Origin of the sequence: Pseudomonas sp. JAI111 (assembly GCF_024809425.1) — a bacterium.
GTDB lineage: Bacteria > Pseudomonadota > Gammaproteobacteria > Pseudomonadales > Pseudomonadaceae > Aquipseudomonas.
This window is the reverse complement of sequence record NZ_JANUCB010000003.1, coordinates 90294-107443: the sequence shown is the minus strand read 5'-3', so window position 1 is coordinate 107443 and position 17150 is coordinate 90294. Positions and strand designations below refer to the sequence as shown.

At 59.9% G+C, this 17150-nt stretch carries 15 protein-coding genes; 9 read left to right on the top strand and 6 right to left on the bottom strand.

Annotated features, from left to right (window positions below; all coding sequences use genetic code 11):
- Window positions 1-111: 111 nt before the first annotated feature.
- The gene (locus HNR03_RS11405; protein ID WP_259153604.1) at window positions 112-570 is read left to right on the top strand and encodes a response regulator; all 459 of its coding nucleotides are present in this window, start codon (window positions 112-114) and stop codon (window positions 568-570) included.
- A gap of 58 nt (window positions 571-628) precedes the next feature.
- Here HNR03_RS11405 and HNR03_RS11400 read toward each other — a convergent pair whose 3' ends face one another.
- On the bottom strand, window positions 629-2806 hold the full coding sequence (locus HNR03_RS11400; RefSeq protein WP_259153602.1) for a malate synthase G: 2178 nt from the start codon (window positions 2804-2806) through the stop codon (window positions 629-631).
- A 536-nt stretch (window positions 2807-3342) separates the two neighbouring features.
- On the opposite strand from HNR03_RS11400, the gene HNR03_RS11395 reads away from it, so the two are divergent.
- Window positions 3343-3861, top strand: a complete 519-nt coding sequence (locus tag HNR03_RS11395; RefSeq protein ID WP_222588737.1) for a glycine cleavage system protein R — start codon at window positions 3343-3345, stop codon at window positions 3859-3861.
- A gap of 215 nt (window positions 3862-4076) precedes the next feature.
- Here HNR03_RS11395 and rarD read toward each other — a convergent pair whose 3' ends face one another.
- The 5 genes from rarD to HNR03_RS11370 all read right to left on the bottom strand — a co-directional run bounded on the left by rarD (window position 4077) and on the right by HNR03_RS11370 (window position 9905).
- A complete protein-coding gene (gene rarD / locus HNR03_RS11390) occupies window positions 4077-4964 on the bottom strand; it encodes an EamA family transporter RarD (RefSeq protein WP_222588736.1) in 888 nt (295 codons plus the stop codon).
- 205 nt (window positions 4965-5169) lie between these two features.
- On the bottom strand, window positions 5170-6144 hold the full coding sequence (locus HNR03_RS11385) for a serine/threonine protein kinase (protein ID WP_222588735.1): 975 nt from the start codon (window positions 6142-6144) through the stop codon (window positions 5170-5172).
- Window positions 6145-6350: 206 nt separating this feature from the next.
- Complete coding sequence (locus tag HNR03_RS11380; protein WP_259153601.1) at window positions 6351-8252, bottom strand: PhoX family phosphatase; 1902 nt, start codon at window positions 8250-8252, stop codon at window positions 6351-6353.
- A 58-nt stretch (window positions 8253-8310) separates the two neighbouring features.
- Window positions 8311-9075 carry a TOBE domain-containing protein gene (locus tag HNR03_RS11375; protein WP_259153600.1) on the bottom strand — a complete coding sequence of 255 codons (765 nt, stop codon included), beginning with the start codon at window positions 9073-9075 and terminating at the stop codon, window positions 8311-8313.
- 89 nt (window positions 9076-9164) lie between these two features.
- Window positions 9165-9905: a ComF family protein gene (locus tag HNR03_RS11370; RefSeq protein WP_259153598.1), complete on the bottom strand. Its 741-nt coding sequence runs from the start codon at window positions 9903-9905 to the stop codon at window positions 9165-9167.
- Window positions 9906-9997: 92 nt separating this feature from the next.
- Here HNR03_RS11370 and bioB point away from each other — a divergent pair, with 92 nt between their 5' ends.
- The 7 genes from bioB (at window position 9998) to HNR03_RS11335 (ending at window position 17086) form a co-directional block, all read left to right on the top strand.
- Window positions 9998-11053, top strand: coding sequence for a biotin synthase BioB (gene bioB, locus HNR03_RS11365; RefSeq protein WP_090178993.1), 1056 nt, complete (start codon window positions 9998-10000; stop codon window positions 11051-11053).
- 156 nt (window positions 11054-11209) lie between these two features.
- The gene (gene bioF / locus HNR03_RS11360; protein WP_259153596.1) at window positions 11210-12388 is read left to right on the top strand and encodes an 8-amino-7-oxononanoate synthase; all 1179 of its coding nucleotides are present in this window, start codon (window positions 11210-11212) and stop codon (window positions 12386-12388) included.
- On the top strand, window positions 12381-13112 hold the full coding sequence (locus HNR03_RS11355; protein WP_259153594.1) for an alpha/beta fold hydrolase: 732 nt from the start codon (window positions 12381-12383) through the stop codon (window positions 13110-13112). The genes bioF and HNR03_RS11355 overlap by 8 nt, the downstream gene beginning before the upstream one ends.
- A complete protein-coding gene (gene bioC, locus HNR03_RS11350; protein WP_259153591.1) occupies window positions 13105-13917 on the top strand; it encodes a malonyl-ACP O-methyltransferase BioC in 813 nt (270 codons plus the stop codon). Before HNR03_RS11355 ends, bioC begins: the two co-directional genes overlap by 8 nt.
- Window positions 13914-14594, top strand: coding sequence for a dethiobiotin synthase (gene bioD, locus HNR03_RS11345; protein WP_222588728.1), 681 nt, complete (start codon window positions 13914-13916; stop codon window positions 14592-14594). Before bioC ends, bioD begins: the two co-directional genes overlap by 4 nt.
- 111 nt (window positions 14595-14705) lie before the next feature.
- A complete protein-coding gene (locus HNR03_RS11340; RefSeq protein WP_222588727.1) occupies window positions 14706-15002 on the top strand; it encodes a pyrroloquinoline quinone biosynthesis protein PqqE in 297 nt (98 codons plus the stop codon).
- A 278-nt stretch (window positions 15003-15280) separates the two neighbouring features.
- Entirely contained in the window at window positions 15281-17086 is a 1806-nt protein-coding gene (locus HNR03_RS11335; RefSeq protein WP_090179015.1) for a phenylacyl-CoA dehydrogenase, read from the top strand.
- The last annotated feature ends 64 nt before the right edge of the window (window positions 17087-17150 follow it).

Sequence of the window (17150 nt, the reverse complement as noted above, 5' to 3'; positions counted from 1 at the left end):
ACCCCCTACATTGGCTATAGGAATAGTTTCCGACGAAGTGCACATTGAAGGTCTGCTTAGCGATGTCTGACGATTGTGCTAGGGGATTGAATTGAAACCGTAGAGAAAGCCATGTCCGACCACGATATTTTGAGTGACGCCGAGCGCGAGGCGCTGAGTGCAGTCATGCTCGAACCCGATTTGCCACCACAGCGAGTACTGATCGTCGATGACGACAAGGACGCGCGAGAGTTGCTTTCGGAGATTCTCGGACTCAATGGCGTCCGCTGCATGATTGCTGCCAGTGGCGAAACCGCCCTCAAGATGCTGGAAGAGAAGCCTTCGATCGGTTTGGTGATTACCGACCTGCGCATGGGGCATGTCGATGGCCTGGACCTGATCCGCCAGGTTCGTGAATCGGTTCGGGCGGCAATGCCGTTCATCATCGTTTCCGGTGACGCCGACGTAAAAGATGCAATCGCCGCGATGCACTTGAGCGTGGTCGACTTCCTGCTCAAACCTGTCGATACCGGCAAGCTGTTGGAGCTGGTCAAGCATGAGTTGGGATTGGAAATGGATGTACCGGATTGAAACAAAAAGGCCCTGATCTTTCGATCAGGGCCTTTTTTTGTCCGGCGTCAGGGTTCAGTTACAGGCCGTTGGCAGCCTTGAACTCGCGACGACGACGGTGCAGAACCGGCTCGGTGTAGCCGTTCGGCTGTTTGGTGCCTTCGACCACCAATTCGACCGCTGCCTGGAAGGCAATATTGCTGTCGAAGTTCGGTGCCAGCGGACGGTACAGCGCGTCATTGGCGTTCTGACGATCAACCACCGGCGCCATGCGCTTGAGGCTTTCCATCACTTGCGCTTCGGTGACGATGCCGTGACGCAGCCAGTTGGCGATGTGCTGGCTGGAAATACGCAGCGTCGCACGGTCTTCCATCAGGCCGACGTCGTTGATGTCCGGCACTTTCGAGCAACCCACGCCCTGATCGATCCAGCGCACCACGTAACCGAGAATGCCCTGGGCGTTGTTGTCCAGTTCGTTCTTGATCTGCTCTGGCGTCCAGTTCGGGTTGACGGCCAGCGGGATGGTCAGGATGTCGTCCACCGAAGCGCGCGCACGTTTGGCCAGTTCGGCCTGACGGGCGAACACGTCGACCTTGTGGTAATGCAGCGCGTGCAACGCAGCGGCGGTCGGCGATGGAACCCATGCAGTGTTGGCGCCGGCCAGCGGGTGGGCGATTTTCTGTTCGAGCATCGCCGCCATCAGGTCGGGCATTGCCCACATGCCTTTACCGATCTGGGCGCGACCTTGCAGGCCGGTGCTCAAGCCGATATCGACGTTCCAGTTCTCGTAGGCGCCGATCCACTTCTCGGCCTTCATGTCGGCCTTGCGCACCATCGGGCCGGCCTCCATGGAGGTGTGGATTTCATCGCCCGTGCGGTCGAGGAAACCGGTGTTGATGAACACCACACGCTCGCTCGCTGCCTTGATGCACGCCTTGAGGTTGACCGTGGTGCGGCGCTCCTCGTCCATGATCCCGACTTTCAGCGTGTTGCGTGCCAGGCCCAGGACTTCTTCGATGCGACCGAACAGCTCGTTGGTGAACGCGGCTTCTTCCGGACCGTGCATCTTCGGTTTGACGATGTAGACCGAGCCGGTACGGCTGTTCTTGCGCGAGCTGTTGCCATTGAGGCTGTGAATCGCCGCCAGGCTGGTGATCAGGCCGTCGAGAATGCCTTCCGGCACTTCGTTGCCGTCTTTATCGAGAATCGCATCGATGGTCATCAGGTGACCGACGTTGCGCACGAACAGCAGCGAACGACCGTGCAGGCTCAGTTCCTTGCCGTCGACACCGGTGTAGGTGCGGTCGGCGTTCATCGTGCGGGTAAAGGTCTGGCCACCCTTGGAGACTTCTTCCGCCAGGTCGCCCTTCATCAGGCCGAGCCAGTTGCGGTAGATCACCACTTTGTCATCGGCATCGACAGCGGCAACGGAGTCTTCGCAGTCCATGATGGTGGTCAGCGCAGCTTCCATCAGGATGTCTTTGACGCCGGCAGCGTCGGTCTGGCCGACCGGAGTGCTGGCATCGATCTGGATTTCGAAGTGCAGGCCGTTGTTTTTCAGCAGGATCGCAGTCGGTGCCGAGGCATCGCCATGGAAACCGATCAGCTGGGCATCGTTGCGCAGGCCGCTGTTGCTGCCGCCTTTAAGGGCAACGACCAGTTTGCCGTCAACGATCTTGTAGCCGGTGGAGTCGACATGGGAGCCGGCCGCCAAGGGCGCCGCTTCGTCGAGGAAGGCGCGGGCGAAGGCGATAACCTTGTCGCCGCGAACCTTGTTGTAGCCTTTGCCTTTTTCCGCGCCGTTGGCTTCGCTGATGGCGTCGGTGCCGTAGAGCGCGTCATACAGCGAACCCCAGCGGGCGTTCGAGGCATTGAGTGCGAAACGGGCATTCATGACCGGCACCACGAGTTGCGGGCCAGCCATGCGGGCGATTTCGTCGTCGACGTTTTGCGTCGTGACCTGGAAATCGGCCGCTTCTGGCAGCAGATAACCGATGTCTTGCAAGAAGGCTTTATAGGCCACGGCGTCGTGTGGTTGACCGGCACGGGATTGGTGCCAGCCATCGATACGAGCCTGGATATCATCGCGTTTGGCGAGTAGGGCTTTGTTCTTCGGGGCCAGGTCATGAATGACCTTGTCGGCACCGGCCCAGAACTTATCGGCGGTGAGGCCGGTACCGGGAATGGCTTCGTTGTTCACGAAGTCGAACAGGACTTTGGCGACCTGCAGGCCACCGACTTGAACGTGTTCAGTCATTGCTTGCCTCACTCTGCTCAGCTATTTCGCTTTTCAGCTCTTCAAATTAACAATGAAGCCTCGGGCTATTTAAACCACAAACCCCTTCCACCAGTACATGCCATTTCGGGCGGCTGGGATGGAACCGATCAACGGCTTTGAGGCCTTGCTGATAGGGCTTTCAGGGATGCGACTGTGCCTGTGGCAGACATCGATCCAACGTTATGTAGTGCGCGCTGCGGCATACTACATGATGAATTGCGGTTGTGAAAATTAGACTAATTACGTCGTTCTGCGACCCCATGACGCATTGCAGTCACGACGGGGCACGGGATGTTCTCAAAAAACTATCGGATTGTTCCAGTTAAATATAAAAACTTGTACACGATTTGTGGTCGGCAGGTTTGTCGGCGGCGCTCCAATCTCGAGCAAGCTCGCTCCCACAGGTACAGCACAGAACCTGTAGGAGTGAGCCTGCTCGCGATGGCGTCAGTTGATTCAGCGCAGGATCAAGCCTTGCCTATACTTCTGTTTCTATAACAAAAGAGGGCTGCGCCATGGACCACCTCGTACTCACTGTTTTCGCTCCGGACAAGCCTGGGCAGGTCGAGCGCATTGCCCAATGCATTGCCGAGCACGGCGGCAACTGGCTGGAGAGCCGCATGTCGCGCATGGCCGGCCAGTTCGCCGGAATTCTTCGCGTGGGCGTGCCGGCCGAGGCCTACGATGAATTGGTCGATGCCCTGAAGGCGCTGTCAGCTCAAGGCATTCGCGTAATGATCGCCGAAAGCAGCATCGAGCAATCCTGCACCTGGAAACCGATCGCCATGGAACTGGTGGGCAATGATCGTCCGGGGATCGTCCGCGACATTACCCGTCTGTTGAGCGAGCAAGGGGTGAACCTGGAGCGTCTGGTGACTGAAGTCCGCCCGGCGCCGATGAGCAGCGAGCCGCTGTTCCACGCCGAAGCGATTCTTGCGGTGCCGCTGACCTTGTCTCTGGACGTATTGCAGTCGCGTCTGGAAACCCTGGCCGACGATCTGATGGTGGAATTGGTACTGCGCAGCGAAGTTTGAGCAGGTTATCCAAGTTATACGTGCACCTGCCTGTGGATAACCTGTAGAGACAGCCCGCCAGGCCACACGGGCCGGGGTTCTTCAGGAATTGATCAAAAAACCAGCAGTTTCAATAAGTTGCACACAAACGCCGGGGATCACGCTGTGGATAACCTTGGGAAGGAATGATGCAGGCCACGGACAACGTGGCCTGCAGAGGTTTGTACGTTTTCTGATCAGCTACGGCGGCGCATGCTGATCACGGCATCGACGGTGTAAACCGCCAGGCCGGTCCAGATAAAGATGAACGTCACCAAGGTGCTCGGCGACATTTGTTCACCAAACAGCAAGACGGCCAGCAGCAGCACCAATGTCGGCGCCACATACTGGAGAAATCCCAGCGTGGTGTAGGGCAAATGCCGTGCGGCGGCGTTGAAACACACCAGCGGCACCAGCGTCACGGGACCTGCCGCCACTAGCCACCAGGCTTGGGAGGTCGTCCAGAACTCAGGCTGCGCGCTGGTAGCTGTCTGATTGAACAGCAACCAGGCGATGGCAATCGGCACCAGCATCCAGGTTTCCACCACCAGCCCCGGCAACGCCTTGACCGGTGCTTGCTTGCGGATCAATCCGTAGAAACCAAAGGTCAGTGCCAACACCAGTGACACCCACGGCAGAGTGCCGACCTGCCACACCTGTTGCGCCACGCCAATGGCGGCGAGTGCTACCGCCAGCCACTGCATGCGCCGTAGCCGTTCACCGAGAATCAACATCCCCAGCAGCACGTTCACCAGCGGGTTGATGTAGTAACCGAGGCTGGCTTCGAGCATCCGTCCGTTGTTCACCGACCAGACGTAAGTCAGCCAGTTGGCGGCGATCAGCGTGCCGCTCAGGGCCAGGATCGCCAGGCGTTTAGGGTTCTCGCGCAGCTCGCGCCACCAGCCGGGGTGTTTCCAGACCATCAGCAACAAGGTACCGAACAGCGCGGACCAGAGTACGCGGTGGATGATGATTTCTACGGCCGGCACCGAGGCGATGGCTTTGAAGTAAATCGGGAAAAGTCCCCAGATGATGTAGGCACTCAGGCCCAGGATGTACCCGCGACGCGGGTTGGCAGCTTGCATGCAGAATCCTTGCTTAGGCAGCTAACAAAGGGGGGATTGTAAGGAGATTTGTCGGCGAATGTCCTGCCTGAATAGGTTGGGCAATTGTGAACACAATACCTGTAGGAGTGAGCCTGCTCGCGATAGCGTCGAGTCAGTCGACATCGATGTTGATTGATCAACCGCTATCGCGAGCAGGCTCGCTCCCACAGGGGGTCAGGGTGAGTCAGAAGAGTTTAAGTGGCTCTTCATTCAGTGCAGCGAGTTGCTCGCGCAACGCCAACACCTGATCGCCCCAATACCGTTCACTGCCGAACCACGGGAAACTGTGCGGGAACGCCGGGTCATCCCAGCGGCGTGCGAGCCAGGCGCTGTAATGCATCAGGCGCAACGCCCGCAGCGGCTCGATCAGCGCCAATTCGCGCGGGTCGAAGTCATGAAACTCGTTGTAGCCGTCCATCAATTCCGACAACTGACCGAGACATTCCTGACGATCACCCGCCAGCATCATCCAGATGTCTTGTACCGCCGGGCCCATGCGGCAGTCGTCGAGGTCGACGATGTGGAACATCTCGTCGCGGCACATCATGTTGCCGGGATGGCAGTCGCCGTGCATGCGGATGTTCTGGTGCGGCGTGGCCTTGTAGACCTCTTCGACTCGCTTGAGCAGGTCGCGGGCTACGGACTCGTAGGCCGGCAGCAGGCTTTTGGGGATGAAATTGCCTTCGAGCAAGGTGGTCAGGGAATCATGACCGAAGTTTTTTACCCCGAGCGCCTCACGGTGCTCGAACGGCTTGGTCGCACCGACCGCGTGCAGTCGTCCGAGCAATTGGCCCAGGCGATACAGCTGATCGAGGTTGCCCGGCTCCGGCGCACGGCCGCCACGGCGGGGGAACAGGGTGAAGCGGAAACCGGCGTGTTCGTGCAGGCTGGCACCGTTGTGAATCATCGGCGCGACCACCGGCACATCGCACTCGGCGAGTTCGAAGGTGAACTGGTGCTCTTCGAGAATCGCTTCGTTGGTCCAGCGCTGCGGACGGTAGAACTTGGCGATCAGCGGCTCGGAGTCTTCGATGCCGACTTGATAGACGCGGTTCTCATAGCTGTTGAGCGCCAGGATGCGCGCGTCGCTGAGAAAGCCGATGCTTTCGACGGCATCGAGCACGAGGTCTGGGGTGAGGGTTGCAAACGGGTGGGCCATGCTGACTCCTGCGCGCAGCAGGCTGCCGCGTCCGGCCAAGCATGGTAGCGCAGACGGGGCTTCTTTAGGGGGTGGGTTGAGATGTGCGGTGTTTGGACTGACGCCATCGCGGGCAAGCCCGCTCCCACAGGGATCTGCTTTGTGGCACAAATCGTGTGCACAACACAGGCCCATGTGGGAGCGGGCTTGCCCGCGATAAGGCCTGATCAGGCGCCGACGACTCCGCCATCTTCACGCGTAATCGCCATCACCGACGACCGCGGCTTGCCGTCAGGCAGGTGCTCAGGGAATGTCGATCCGCCGTTTTCCCCCGGATGCTGAATCCCGACGAACAGCGTTTTCTGATCCGGCGAAAAACTGATCCCCGTGACCTCGCAGCCGATCGGCCCGACCATGAAGCGGCGTATTTCCCCGGTTACCGGGTCGGCACACAGCATCTGATTGTTACCCATGCCGGCAAAGTCACCGGCGTTGCTCGAATCGCCATCGGTGAGAATCCACAAACGTCCGGCCTTGTCGAAGCCCAGACCGTCCGGGCTGTTGAACATGTTCTGCGGTGTGATATTCGAGGAACCGCCCTTCGGCGTACCTGCGTGGACGCCCGGGTTGCCGGCGACCACAAACAGGTCCCAAGCAAAGCTTTTAGAGCCGTGATCGTCCCGGTCAGTGCGCCAGCGCAGAATCTGTCCGTAAACGTTTTTCTCACGAGGGTTCGGCCCGCCCACCGGCTGACCGTCCTCGCCGCGTTTGGCGTTGTTGGTCAGCGTGCAATAGACCTGGCCATCCTTGGGGCTGACGACGATCCATTCCGGGCGGTCCATGCGCGTGGCTTTCACCACGCTGGCAGCGAGGCGCGCGTGAATCAGTACTTCGGCCTGATCGGCAAAACCACTGCTGGCGTCGATGCCGTTTTTGCCGTGGCTCAGTTCAATCCACTCGCCCTGGCCTTTCGGATGGTCGGCGTTGCCGTCGCCCGCGTCGAAACGCGCCACGTACAAGGTGCCGTGGTCCAGCAGGTCGCGGTTGGCCTTGGGGTTTTTGTGGTTGATCTTGTCGCGGCTGACGAATTTGTAGATGAACTCGCCACGTTCGTCGTCGCCCATGTACACCACGGCGCGGCCGTCATGGGTTTCGGCCAGGGCCGCGTTTTCATGTTTGAAGCGACCCAGGGCGGTGCGTTTGACCGGGGTGGATTGCGGATCGAACGGGTCGATTTCCACGACCCAGCCGTGACGGTTGAGTTCGTTGGGGTTTTTCGCCAGGTCGAAGCGATCGTCGTGTGGGTGCCAGTTGATCTCTTTGCTGGCGGCCACGGCGCCGTAGCGCTTTTGCGCGGCGTCGAATTTCTGCTCGGCACTGCTGCTGCCGAAGCAGTCGGTGAAGTTCTCTTCGCAAGTCAGGTAAGTGCCCCATGGCGTCTTGCCGTTGGCGCAGTTCTGGAACGTGCCGAGGACATTTTTGCCGTGAGGGTCGGCGCTGGTTTTAAGCAGTTCGTGGCCGGCGGCCGGGCCGCTGAGGCTGATCGGCGCGTTGCCGTGAATACGTCGGTTGTAGCGCGAGCCCTGGACGAATTGCCACTGACCGTTCTTGCGCTGCACTTCAATCACCGACACGCCTTCGCAGGCCAGCGCCTTGCGCACTTCTTCGGCCGATTGCGGCATGCCGCCATGCGGGTAGAGGTAGCGGTAGTTGGTGTATTCGTTGTTGATTGCCATCAGCGCCCGGTTTTTATCATCGGGAAACTCGAACAGGCTCATGCCGTCGTTGTTGTCGCCGAACTGGACTTCCTGCTGCTCCGCGGTGCCGTTGCCGCTGGGGTCGAACGCCGGACCGTCTTTTTGCAGCGGCTGGCCCCAACTGATCAACACCGAAGACTTGTAACCCGGTGGCAGGCTGATGGCGTCGCTGGTGGCGGCAGGGATGCTGTCAAAGCCCAACAGTTTGCTTGTGCCGGCGCTGACGCTCGCGGCCAGCACGCTGCGGCTCAGCAGGTTGCCCCCCAAAAACATGGCCGCACCGCAGAGGGCGCCGGCGCTGATGAAGCCGCGGCGGCTGAGACCGACCATTTTTTCGAGGTCGGTGGACTGGTCTTCTTCTAATAGGCTCACATCAGGCTCCCTGCTGGTTTTTGCAGCCACCTTAAAGAGCCTTAATGAAGCTTTTGTTTCAGAGCGGTGTCCCGAGCAACACGTTGGAGGGCGCGAACTGCACCAGCACCGGCTTGTCAGGGGCCAGCCCAAGTGCCTTCAAGTGCAGCGGTGCTGCCAGCGCGCAGAGTGTCTGGCCATTGGGCAGGCCGATGCGCACTTCGCTGGGCCCGTCCTGGGCATCGAGAATGGCTTCGATGGTGCCGTGCAGAATATTGTTGCCAGGTGTTGCCTGGTGATCATTAGCCAGCAACTCCAGCCATCCTGCCTTGATCAATGCGACGACTTCAGTGCCGGTTTCCAGCTCCAGACGCACCGTGCTGTCGTGCGTGATCTGCGCATCGAGGGTCAAGCCTTCGGCCAGTTCAAGACGGATTCGATCGTTGTGCCCCTGGCTTTCAATTGCCAGGACCTTGCCATGCAACTGATTACGCGCGCTGGTCCTGAGCATCAGCCGACCGAGGAGGTCCAGATCGCTGGCTTCCTCGGCGGCCTCCAGTACCTGGGCCTGCAAGGCTTGGAGCTTTTGATAAAGGCGCAATACGCGCTCACCTTCACTGGAAAGTCTGGCGCCACCGCCGCCCTTACCGCCGACGCTGCGCTCCACCAGCGGTTTTTGTGCGAGGTTGTTCAGCTCGTCGATGGCATCCCACGCCGCCTTGTAACTCAGCCCCGCGCTTTTCGCCGCGCGGGTGATCGAACCCTGTTCGGCAATGTGTTGCAGCAACGCGATGCGCTGGGGACGGCGGACAATGTGTTGGGACAACAACGTAGGCAGGGACATGGCGAGGTGCTTTGGGTCGTGGCGATGAGAGGACGTTCGCCGCTTGGGTGCCGGGAGTCAAGTAAGGCCGCGCTTCTTGTAGGAGCGGATTAAATTGTGTCACCGGGTTTGGGTGTGCGGGCCAGGCAATAGACATCAACTCGTGCCGCGCCAGCATCCATTAGCAATCGGGCCAGAGCCTGCGCCGTAGCACCGGTGGTCAGCACGTCATCGACCAATGCCAGATGCCGGCCCTTGATTGACGCATCTGGCACCAAGGCAAAGGCATTGCGCAGGTTCTTTTTGCGAGCGTCGGCAGTCAGGTCCTGTTGCGCACTGGTGTCCTGGACTCTCAGCAGCATCCGTTCGTCACACGGTAGGTCAAGGCGGGTGCCAAGCCAGCGGGCGAGCATCGCCGCTTGATTGAAACCACGCTGGCGCAAGCGCTTGGAGGCCAGCGGCACTGGGACCAGTGCATCTGGCCGGTTCAGGTCCTCATCGAAGCGATGTTGCAGGAATTGGGCAAGAAGTTCGGCCAGCAGGTGGCCAAGTGGCCACTTCGCTGAGTGTTTGAAACGGGTAATCAAGGTGTCCACCGGAAAGCTGTAAGTCCACGGCACGGCGACTTGCTCGAAGGCGGGCGGTTGATTCAGGCACTGGCCACAGGTCAGGCCGGCGGAGGGTAACGGCAGCGCGCAGGTTCGGCACTGATCACCCAGCCAGGGCAACTCGGTTTCACAGGCGATGCAGATGGGCGTTGCCTCATCGGCCTCTTCCGAGCAAAGCAAACAGAATTGTTTGTTTTTTAACCAGATGTAAACCGGTCCTTCGTATCGTGGTTGACAGCGCATCGCTCTTCCTTAAATATGCCGAACATCCGTGTCGCGTCTGTGGGTATTCCATCCCTCAGCCGCTTGCCAAGCATAAAACAAAGGAAGCACCCATGAGCGCCAGCACCACTGCAACCCTGCGTCATGACTGGTCTTTGGCCGAAGTCAAAGCACTCTTCGTCCAGCCATTCAACGACCTGTTGTTCCAGGCGCAGACGGTGCACCGCGCGCACTTCGACGCCAACCGCGTCCAGGTGTCGACGCTGCTGTCGATCAAAACCGGCGCATGCCCGGAAGATTGCAAATATTGCCCACAGTCCGGCCACTACAACACCGGTCTTGAAAAAGAAAAACTGATGGAAGTGCAGAAGGTCCTCGAAGAGGCCGCTCGCGCCAAGGCCATCGGTTCGACTCGTTTCTGCATGGGTGCGGCGTGGAAACACCCGTCGGCCAAAGACATGCCGTACGTGCTGGAGATGGTCAAGGGCGTGAAGGCCATGGGCCTGGAAACCTGCATGACCCTCGGTCGCCTGGATCAGGACCAGACCGCAGCGCTGGCCCAGGCCGGCCTCGACTACTACAACCACAACCTCGACACCTCGCCTGAGTTCTACGGCAGCATCATCACCACCCGCACCTACAGCGAGCGCCTGCAAACCCTGGCCTATGTGCGTGAATCGGGGATGAAGATCTGCTCCGGCGGGATCCTTGGCATGGGCGAGTCGCTTGATGACCGCGCCAACCTGCTGATCCAGCTGGCCAACCTGCCAGAGCATCCGGAGTCGGTGCCGATCAACATGCTGGTGAAAGTCGCGGGTACACCCCTGGAAAATGCCGACGATATCGACCCGTTCGACTTCATCCGCATGCTCGCTGTCGCACGCATCCTGATGCCGCAATCCCACGTGCGCCTGTCCGCCGGCCGCGAAGCGATGAACGAGCAGATGCAAGCCCTGGCTTTCTTTGCTGGCGCCAACTCGATTTTCTACGGCGACAAACTGCTGACCACCGCCAACCCGCAGGCCGACAAGGACATGCAACTGTTCGGTCGCCTGGGCATCCTGCCGGAAGCACGCGAAGAGCATGCAGACGAGGTGCATCAGGCCGCGATCGAACAGGCACTGGTTGAGCAGAAGAGCAGCGAGCAGTTTTACAACGCTGCTGTTTGAAGCTTTCCCGACCTTTCTGAATAAATGCAAAACCCTGTGGGAGCGGGCTTGCCCGCGATGACGGCGTCACTATCACCATAAATATCGGCTGATAGATCGCTATCGCGGGCAAGCCCGCTCCCACATTGAGTTTGTGATCTGACCGCCGAGGCCTGCATGTCATTTGATCTCGCCGCACGCCTTGCTGCCCGTCGTGCCGAAAACCTTTATCGCCAGCGCCCGCTGCTCGAAAGCCCCCAAGGCCCGGAAGTGGTGGTCGACGGCCAGCCGTTGCTGGCGTTCTGCAACAACGATTACCTGGGCCTGGCCAATCACCCGCAGGTGATTGAGGCCTGGCGCGACGGTGCGTCTCGTTGGGGTGTTGGCGGAGGGGCTTCGCACCTGGTCATCGGTCATAGCAGTCCGCATCACGCGCTGGAAGAAGCCTTGGCCGATCTGACCGGTCGACCGCGTGCGTTGCTGTTCACCACCGGGTACATGGCCAATCTCGGTGCGGTCACTGCGCTGGTCGGGCAGGGCGATACGGTGCTGGAAGACCGTCTCAATCATGCGTCTTTGCTCGATGCCGGTTTGTTGTCGGGGGCGCGTTTCAATCGCTATCTGCACAACGACGCGGCGAGCCTTGCCAAACGTCTTGAGAAAGCGACCGGCAATACGCTGGTGGTCACCGACGGCGTGTTCAGCATGGACGGCGATATCGCCGACCTGCCGGCGCTGGCCCGGGAAGCCAAGGCCAAGGGGGCGTGGCTGATGGTCGATGACGCTCACGGGTTTGGTCCGCTGGGTGCCAATGGCGGCGGGATCGTCGAGCATTTCGGTTTGAGCCAGGAAGACGTGCCGGTGCTGGTCGGGACCCTCGGCAAGGCTTTCGGTACGGCCGGGGCGTTTGTCGCTGGCAGCGAAGAGCTGATCGAAAGCCTGATCCAGTTTGCCCGTCCCTACATCTACACCACCAGCCAACCGCCGGCGCTGGCCTGCGCGACGCTCAAGAGTCTCGAGTTGCTGCGCACAGAGCACTGGCGGCGTGAGCATCTGAAAACGCTGATCCGCCAGTTCCGCCATGGCGCCGAGCAGATTGGCCTGGAACTCATGGACAGCTTCACGCCGATCCAGCCAATCATGATCGGCGACGCCGGGCGTGCGGTTCGGTTGTCGCAGATGCTGCGTGAGCGCGGTCTGATGGTAACGGCGATACGTCCGCCCACCGTGCCTGCCGGCAGCGCCCGTCTTCGTGTGACGCTGACCGCCGCCCACAGCGAGGCGCAGGTACAGCTATTGTTGAATGGACTGGCCGATTGTTTTCAACAACTTGGACCGGAGCCAAGCCATGCGTGATCGACTGATTCTGCTTCCCGGCTGGGGTCTCGGCATTTCGCCGCTGGAGCCTTTGGCGGCAGCGCTGCAAGGGCTGGATGAACACCTGCGGGTCGAGATCGAGCCGTTGCCGGAACTGCAATCAAGCGATCTTGACGAATGGCTCGATGAACTCGATTCAACGGTGCCGCAGGATACGTGGCTCGGCGGCTGGTCGCTTGGCGGCATGCTCGCGTCCGAGTTGGCGGCGCGGCGTGGTGATCGTTGCTGCGGTTTGCTGACGCTGGCGAGCAACCCTTCTTTTGTCGCCCATGAGCAATGGCCGAGCGCGATGGCCGGCGAGACCTTTGACGCGTTTCTGGCCGGCTGCAAGGCTGATCCGCGCCTGACGTTGAAACGCTTTTCGCTGCTTTGCGCTCAGGGCTCGGAAGACCCGCGCGGACTGTCGCGATTGTTGCTCGGTGGTGCGCCGAATACGTCTGCATCGATTCTCATGAACGGTCTGGAGCTGCTTGCACAACTGGATACGCGTCAGGCGTTGCAGGCGTTCCGTGGTCCACAACTGCATTTGTTCGCCGGCCTCGACGGGCTGGTCCCGGCAGAAGCGGCGGGGGACTTGCTGGCGTTGCTGCCGGATGTCGAAATCGGCCTGATCGAACAGGCCAGCCATGCGTTTCTTCTGGAAGACCCCCACGGCGTGGCCGGGGCGATCCAGGCCTTTTTGCACGAGTCCGGTGATGACTGATTTATCTTTTCCCCATCTGCCCGGCGACTTGCCCGACAAGCGCCAGGTAGCGGCCTCCTTTTCCCGTGCGGCGGCGAGCTACGACAGCGTCGCTCAATTGCAGCGCGATGTCGGCAACCAATTGTTGAGCCTTTTGCCGGGCGAGTTTGTTCCGCGTGTCTGGCTGGATCTGGGCTGCGGCACCGGGTATTTCAGCCGGGCCTTGGGCGAGCGATTCCCCTCGGGTAACGGCTTGGCGATGGACATTGCCGAAGGCATGCTCAACCACGCCCGACCATTGGGTGGCGCCAGCCATTTCATCGCCGGCGATGCGGAGCGATTGCCGCTGCGGGACTCGACCTGCGACTTGATCTTCTCCAGCCTTGCGGTGCAGTGGTGTGCGGACTTCGAATCGGTGCTCAGCGAGGCGTACCGGGTACTCAAACCGGGCGGGATTTTCGCGTTTGCTAGTCTTTGTGTAGGGACGTTGTTCGAGTTGCGTGACAGCTGGCGTGTGGTGGATGGCATGGTGCATGTCAATCGCTTCCGCGAGTTGGACGTTTATCAACAGCTGTGTGCGGCCAGTGGCCTGGGCATTACAAGTCTGCAGGCCCTTCCTCACGTGTTGTATTACCCGGACGTGCGCAGCCTGACCCATGAGCTCAAGGCGTTGGGTGCGCACAACCTGAACCCCGGTCGACCGGGTGGTTTGACCGGTCGGGCGCGTATCCTCGGCTTGATCGAGGCTTATGAGCAGTTTCGTGAGGCCAAAGGACTGCCAGCGACTTATCAGGTGGTCTACGCCGTGTTGGAGAAACCCGTATGAGCGCAGCCTATTTCATCACCGGCACTGACACTGATGTCGGCAAGACCACCGTTGCTGCAGGCTTGTTACATGCTGCGCGATCGGCGGGCATGAGTACGGCGGCGGGCAAGCCGGTCGCCTCGGGCTGCGACGTGACGCCCAAGGGATTGCGCAACGCCGATGCGCTGGCGCTGCTGGCCGAGTGCTCATTGCCTTTGACTTATGCACAGGTCAATCCGGTTGCATTCGAGCCAGCGATCGCTCCGCATCTGGCGGCGCGGGAGGCCGGGGTGGCACTGACGGTGCAATCACTGTTGACCCCCATGCTCGAGATTCTCGACATGCAGGCCGATTTCACCTTGATCGAAGGCGCTGGCGGCTGGCGCGTGCCGTTGGCCGATCAGGACAATCTGTCCGACCTTGCGAAGGCGCTGGGCTTGCCGGTGATTCTGGTGGTCGGCGTGCGATTGGGTTGCATCAATCATGCGCTGCTGACGGCCGAAGCGATTGCCCAGGACGGTTTGCAGCTGGCAGGTTGGGTGGCGAATATCATCGATCCGAAGACCTCGCGGCTGGAGGAGAACCTCGCGACCCTCGCCGAGCGGATTCCTGCGCCTTGTCTTGGGCGCGTGCCGAAACTCAAATCGGTGACGGCCGAAGCGGTGGCGGAGCATCTTCAGCTGGATTTGCTCGACTGACGTCGGTTCTCTCTATGACAAGGCACTGTGCCATTAGTGTTTTTGTCGGGTCTTTTGTCAGTGGGTCTGTTTCAATGGCCACTGTTGATCCTTTGCAGGACGAGGTCCTTTATGGAAATCTCAGGAAACAGCGCTTTTTATGCCGGTCTGAACGCTATTCAGGCAGGGCAGAACCGTGTCGATCAGGCCTCGAGCCAGATCGCCGGCAATACCGTCGAACGTTCGGTGACGAGCCAGTCTTCCGAAGCTCAGGTCGATCGTTTGCGTTCGGTAGACCGCAGTCAGCAATCGGACCTGGCCAGCAACATGGTCGAGATGGCACAAGGCAAGTTCCAGGTCGAGGCCGGTGCAAAGGTCGCCAAGGCTTCCGATGAAATGCTGGGAACGTTGATCGATACCTTCGCTTGATCCCTCGCTGAATCCGTCTCTCAAAACGCCGCGACTGTTCGCGGCGTTTTTGTGCGTAAGTCCTTCTCTCTCAACTAATCTTCCCTACATAACGTGTTGCTCGTTCAACGGCGGTGCGCGGTCGCGCGCCGAGCATTTGTCTGGCGTGATGACGAACGGCAAAAGATCGGCGCTTGACAAGATTTGGGCGTAAACGTATGTTTCAAACAACTGTTTGACCGTCACAACAAATCAACACGGTCGTTCATTCCCGGTTACATCAGCAGAGGTTTATCGCTATGCCTGACTACAAGGCCCCCTTGCGTGATATTCGCTTCGTTCGTGACGAACTGCTCGGCTACGAAGCGCACTATCAGAGCCTTCCGGCTTGTGCAGACGCAACTCCAGACATGGTTAGCGCCATTCTCGAAGAAGGCGCCAAGTTTTGTGAGCAGGTGCTGGCTCCGCTGAACCGCGTGGGTGACACCGAAGGCTGCACCTGGAGCGAGTCCGGCGTAAAAACTCCAACGGGCTTCAAAGAAGCCTACAAGCAATTCGTTGAAGGCGGCTGGCCAAGCCTGGCTCACGACGTAGAGCACGGCGGCCAAGGCCTGCCGGAATCTTTGGGTCTGGCTGTCAGCGAAATGGTTGGCGAAGCCAACTGGTCGTGGGGCATGTACCCAGGCCTGTCGCATGGCGCGATGAACACCATTTCCGAACACGGCACGCCTGAGCAGCAAGAGGCTTACCTGACCAAGCTGGTGTCCGGCGAATGGACCGGCACCATGTGCCTGACCGAACCGCACTGCGGCACTGACCTGGGCATGCTGCGTACCAAGGCTGAACCTCAGGCCGACGGTTCCTACAAAGTCAGCGGCACCAAGATCTTCATCTCGGCCGGTGAACACGACATGGCCGACAACATCGTCCACATCGTGCTGGCACGTCTGCCGGATGCACCGGCTGGCACCAAAGGCATCTCGCTGTTCATCGTTCCCAAGTTCATGCCAAACGCAGACGGTTCGATCGGCGCTCGCAACGCTGTGACCTGCGGTTCCCTGGAACACAAGATGGGCATCCACGGCAACGCCACCTGCGTGATGAACTTCGACGCGGCCACCGGTTTCCTGATCGGCCCAGCGAACAAAGGCCTGAACTGCATGTTCACCTTTATGAACACCGCACGTCTGGGCACCGCGCTGCAAGGTCTGGCTCACGCCGAGATCGGCTTCCAGGGCGGCCTGAAATACGCTCGCGATCGTCTGCAAATGCGTTCCCTGACTGGCCCGAAAGCGCCGGAAAAAGCCGCTGACCCGATCATCGTGCACCCTGATGTACGTCGCATGCTGTTGACCATGAAGGCGTTCGCCGAAGGCAACCGTGCAATGGTTTACTTCACTGCCAAACAAGTCGATATCGTCAAATACGGCGTGGACGAAGAAGAGAAGAAGAAAGCCGACGCACTGCTGGCCTTCATGACGCCAATCGCCAAAGCCTTCATGACCGAAGTCGGCTTCGAATCCGCCAACCACGGCGTGCAAATCTACGGCGGTCACGGCTTCATCGCCGAGTGGGGCATGGAGCAGAACGTTCGCGACAGCCGCATTTCGATGCTGTACGAAGGCACCACGGGTATCCAGGCACTCGACCTGCTGGGCCGTAAAGTGCTGATGACTCAAGGCGAAGCTCTGAAAGGCTTCACCAAGATCGTCCACAAGTTCTGCCAGACCAACGAAGGCAACGAAGCTGTCAAAGAGTTCGTCGAGCCCTTGGCAGCGCTGAACAAAGAGTGGGGCGAGCTGACCATGAAGGTCGGTATGGCTGCCATGAAAGACCGCGAAGAAGTCGGCGCGGCATCGGTGGATTACCTGATGTACTCCGGTTACGCCTGCCTGGCCTACTTCTGGGCTGACATGGCGCGCCTGGCTGCCGAGAAACTGGCTGCCGGCACTTCCGAAGAGGCGTTCTACACCGCCAAGCTGCAGACTGCGCGCTTCTACTTCCAGCGCATCCTGCCGCGTACCCGCACTCACGTTGCAACCATGCTGTCGGGCGCCAATAACCTGATGGACATGAAAGAAGAAGACTTCGCGCTGGGCTACTAAGCCTTAACGCGGTCCTTAAAAAACCGCCGCTTCCTCCGGGAGCGGCGGTTTTTTTTGCGCCGAG

What these genes read in the sequence shown, in the direction of transcription:
- bioD (WP_222588728.1), top strand. Translation starts at nt 13,914, where the DNA reads ATGAGCGCAGCCTATTTCATCACCGGCACTGACACTGATGTCGGCAAG.
- HNR03_RS11400 (WP_259153602.1), bottom strand. Translation starts at nt 2,806, where the DNA reads ATGACTGAACACGTTCAAGTCGGTGGCCTGCAGGTCGCCAAAGTCCTG.
- bioF (WP_259153596.1), top strand. Translation starts at nt 11,210, where the DNA reads ATGTCATTTGATCTCGCCGCACGCCTTGCTGCCCGTCGTGCCGAAAAC.
- HNR03_RS11395 (WP_222588737.1), top strand. Translation starts at nt 3,343, where the DNA reads ATGGACCACCTCGTACTCACTGTTTTCGCTCCGGACAAGCCTGGGCAG.
- HNR03_RS11355 (WP_259153594.1), top strand. Translation starts at nt 12,381, where the DNA reads ATGCGTGATCGACTGATTCTGCTTCCCGGCTGGGGTCTCGGCATTTCG.
- bioB (WP_090178993.1), top strand. Translation starts at nt 9,998, where the DNA reads ATGAGCGCCAGCACCACTGCAACCCTGCGTCATGACTGGTCTTTGGCC.
- HNR03_RS11375 (WP_259153600.1), bottom strand. Translation starts at nt 9,075, where the DNA reads ATGTCCCTGCCTACGTTGTTGTCCCAACACATTGTCCGCCGTCCCCAG.
- rarD (WP_222588736.1), bottom strand. Translation starts at nt 4,964, where the DNA reads ATGCAAGCTGCCAACCCGCGTCGCGGGTACATCCTGGGCCTGAGTGCC.
- HNR03_RS11335 (WP_090179015.1), top strand. Translation starts at nt 15,281, where the DNA reads ATGCCTGACTACAAGGCCCCCTTGCGTGATATTCGCTTCGTTCGTGAC.
- HNR03_RS11340 (WP_222588727.1), top strand. Translation starts at nt 14,706, where the DNA reads ATGGAAATCTCAGGAAACAGCGCTTTTTATGCCGGTCTGAACGCTATT.
- HNR03_RS11385 (WP_222588735.1), bottom strand. Translation starts at nt 6,144, where the DNA reads ATGGCCCACCCGTTTGCAACCCTCACCCCAGACCTCGTGCTCGATGCC.
- HNR03_RS11405 (WP_259153604.1), top strand. Translation starts at nt 112, where the DNA reads ATGTCCGACCACGATATTTTGAGTGACGCCGAGCGCGAGGCGCTGAGT.
- bioC (WP_259153591.1), top strand. Translation starts at nt 13,105, where the DNA reads ATGACTGATTTATCTTTTCCCCATCTGCCCGGCGACTTGCCCGACAAG.
- HNR03_RS11370 (WP_259153598.1), bottom strand. Translation starts at nt 9,905, where the DNA reads ATGCGCTGTCAACCACGATACGAAGGACCGGTTTACATCTGGTTAAAA.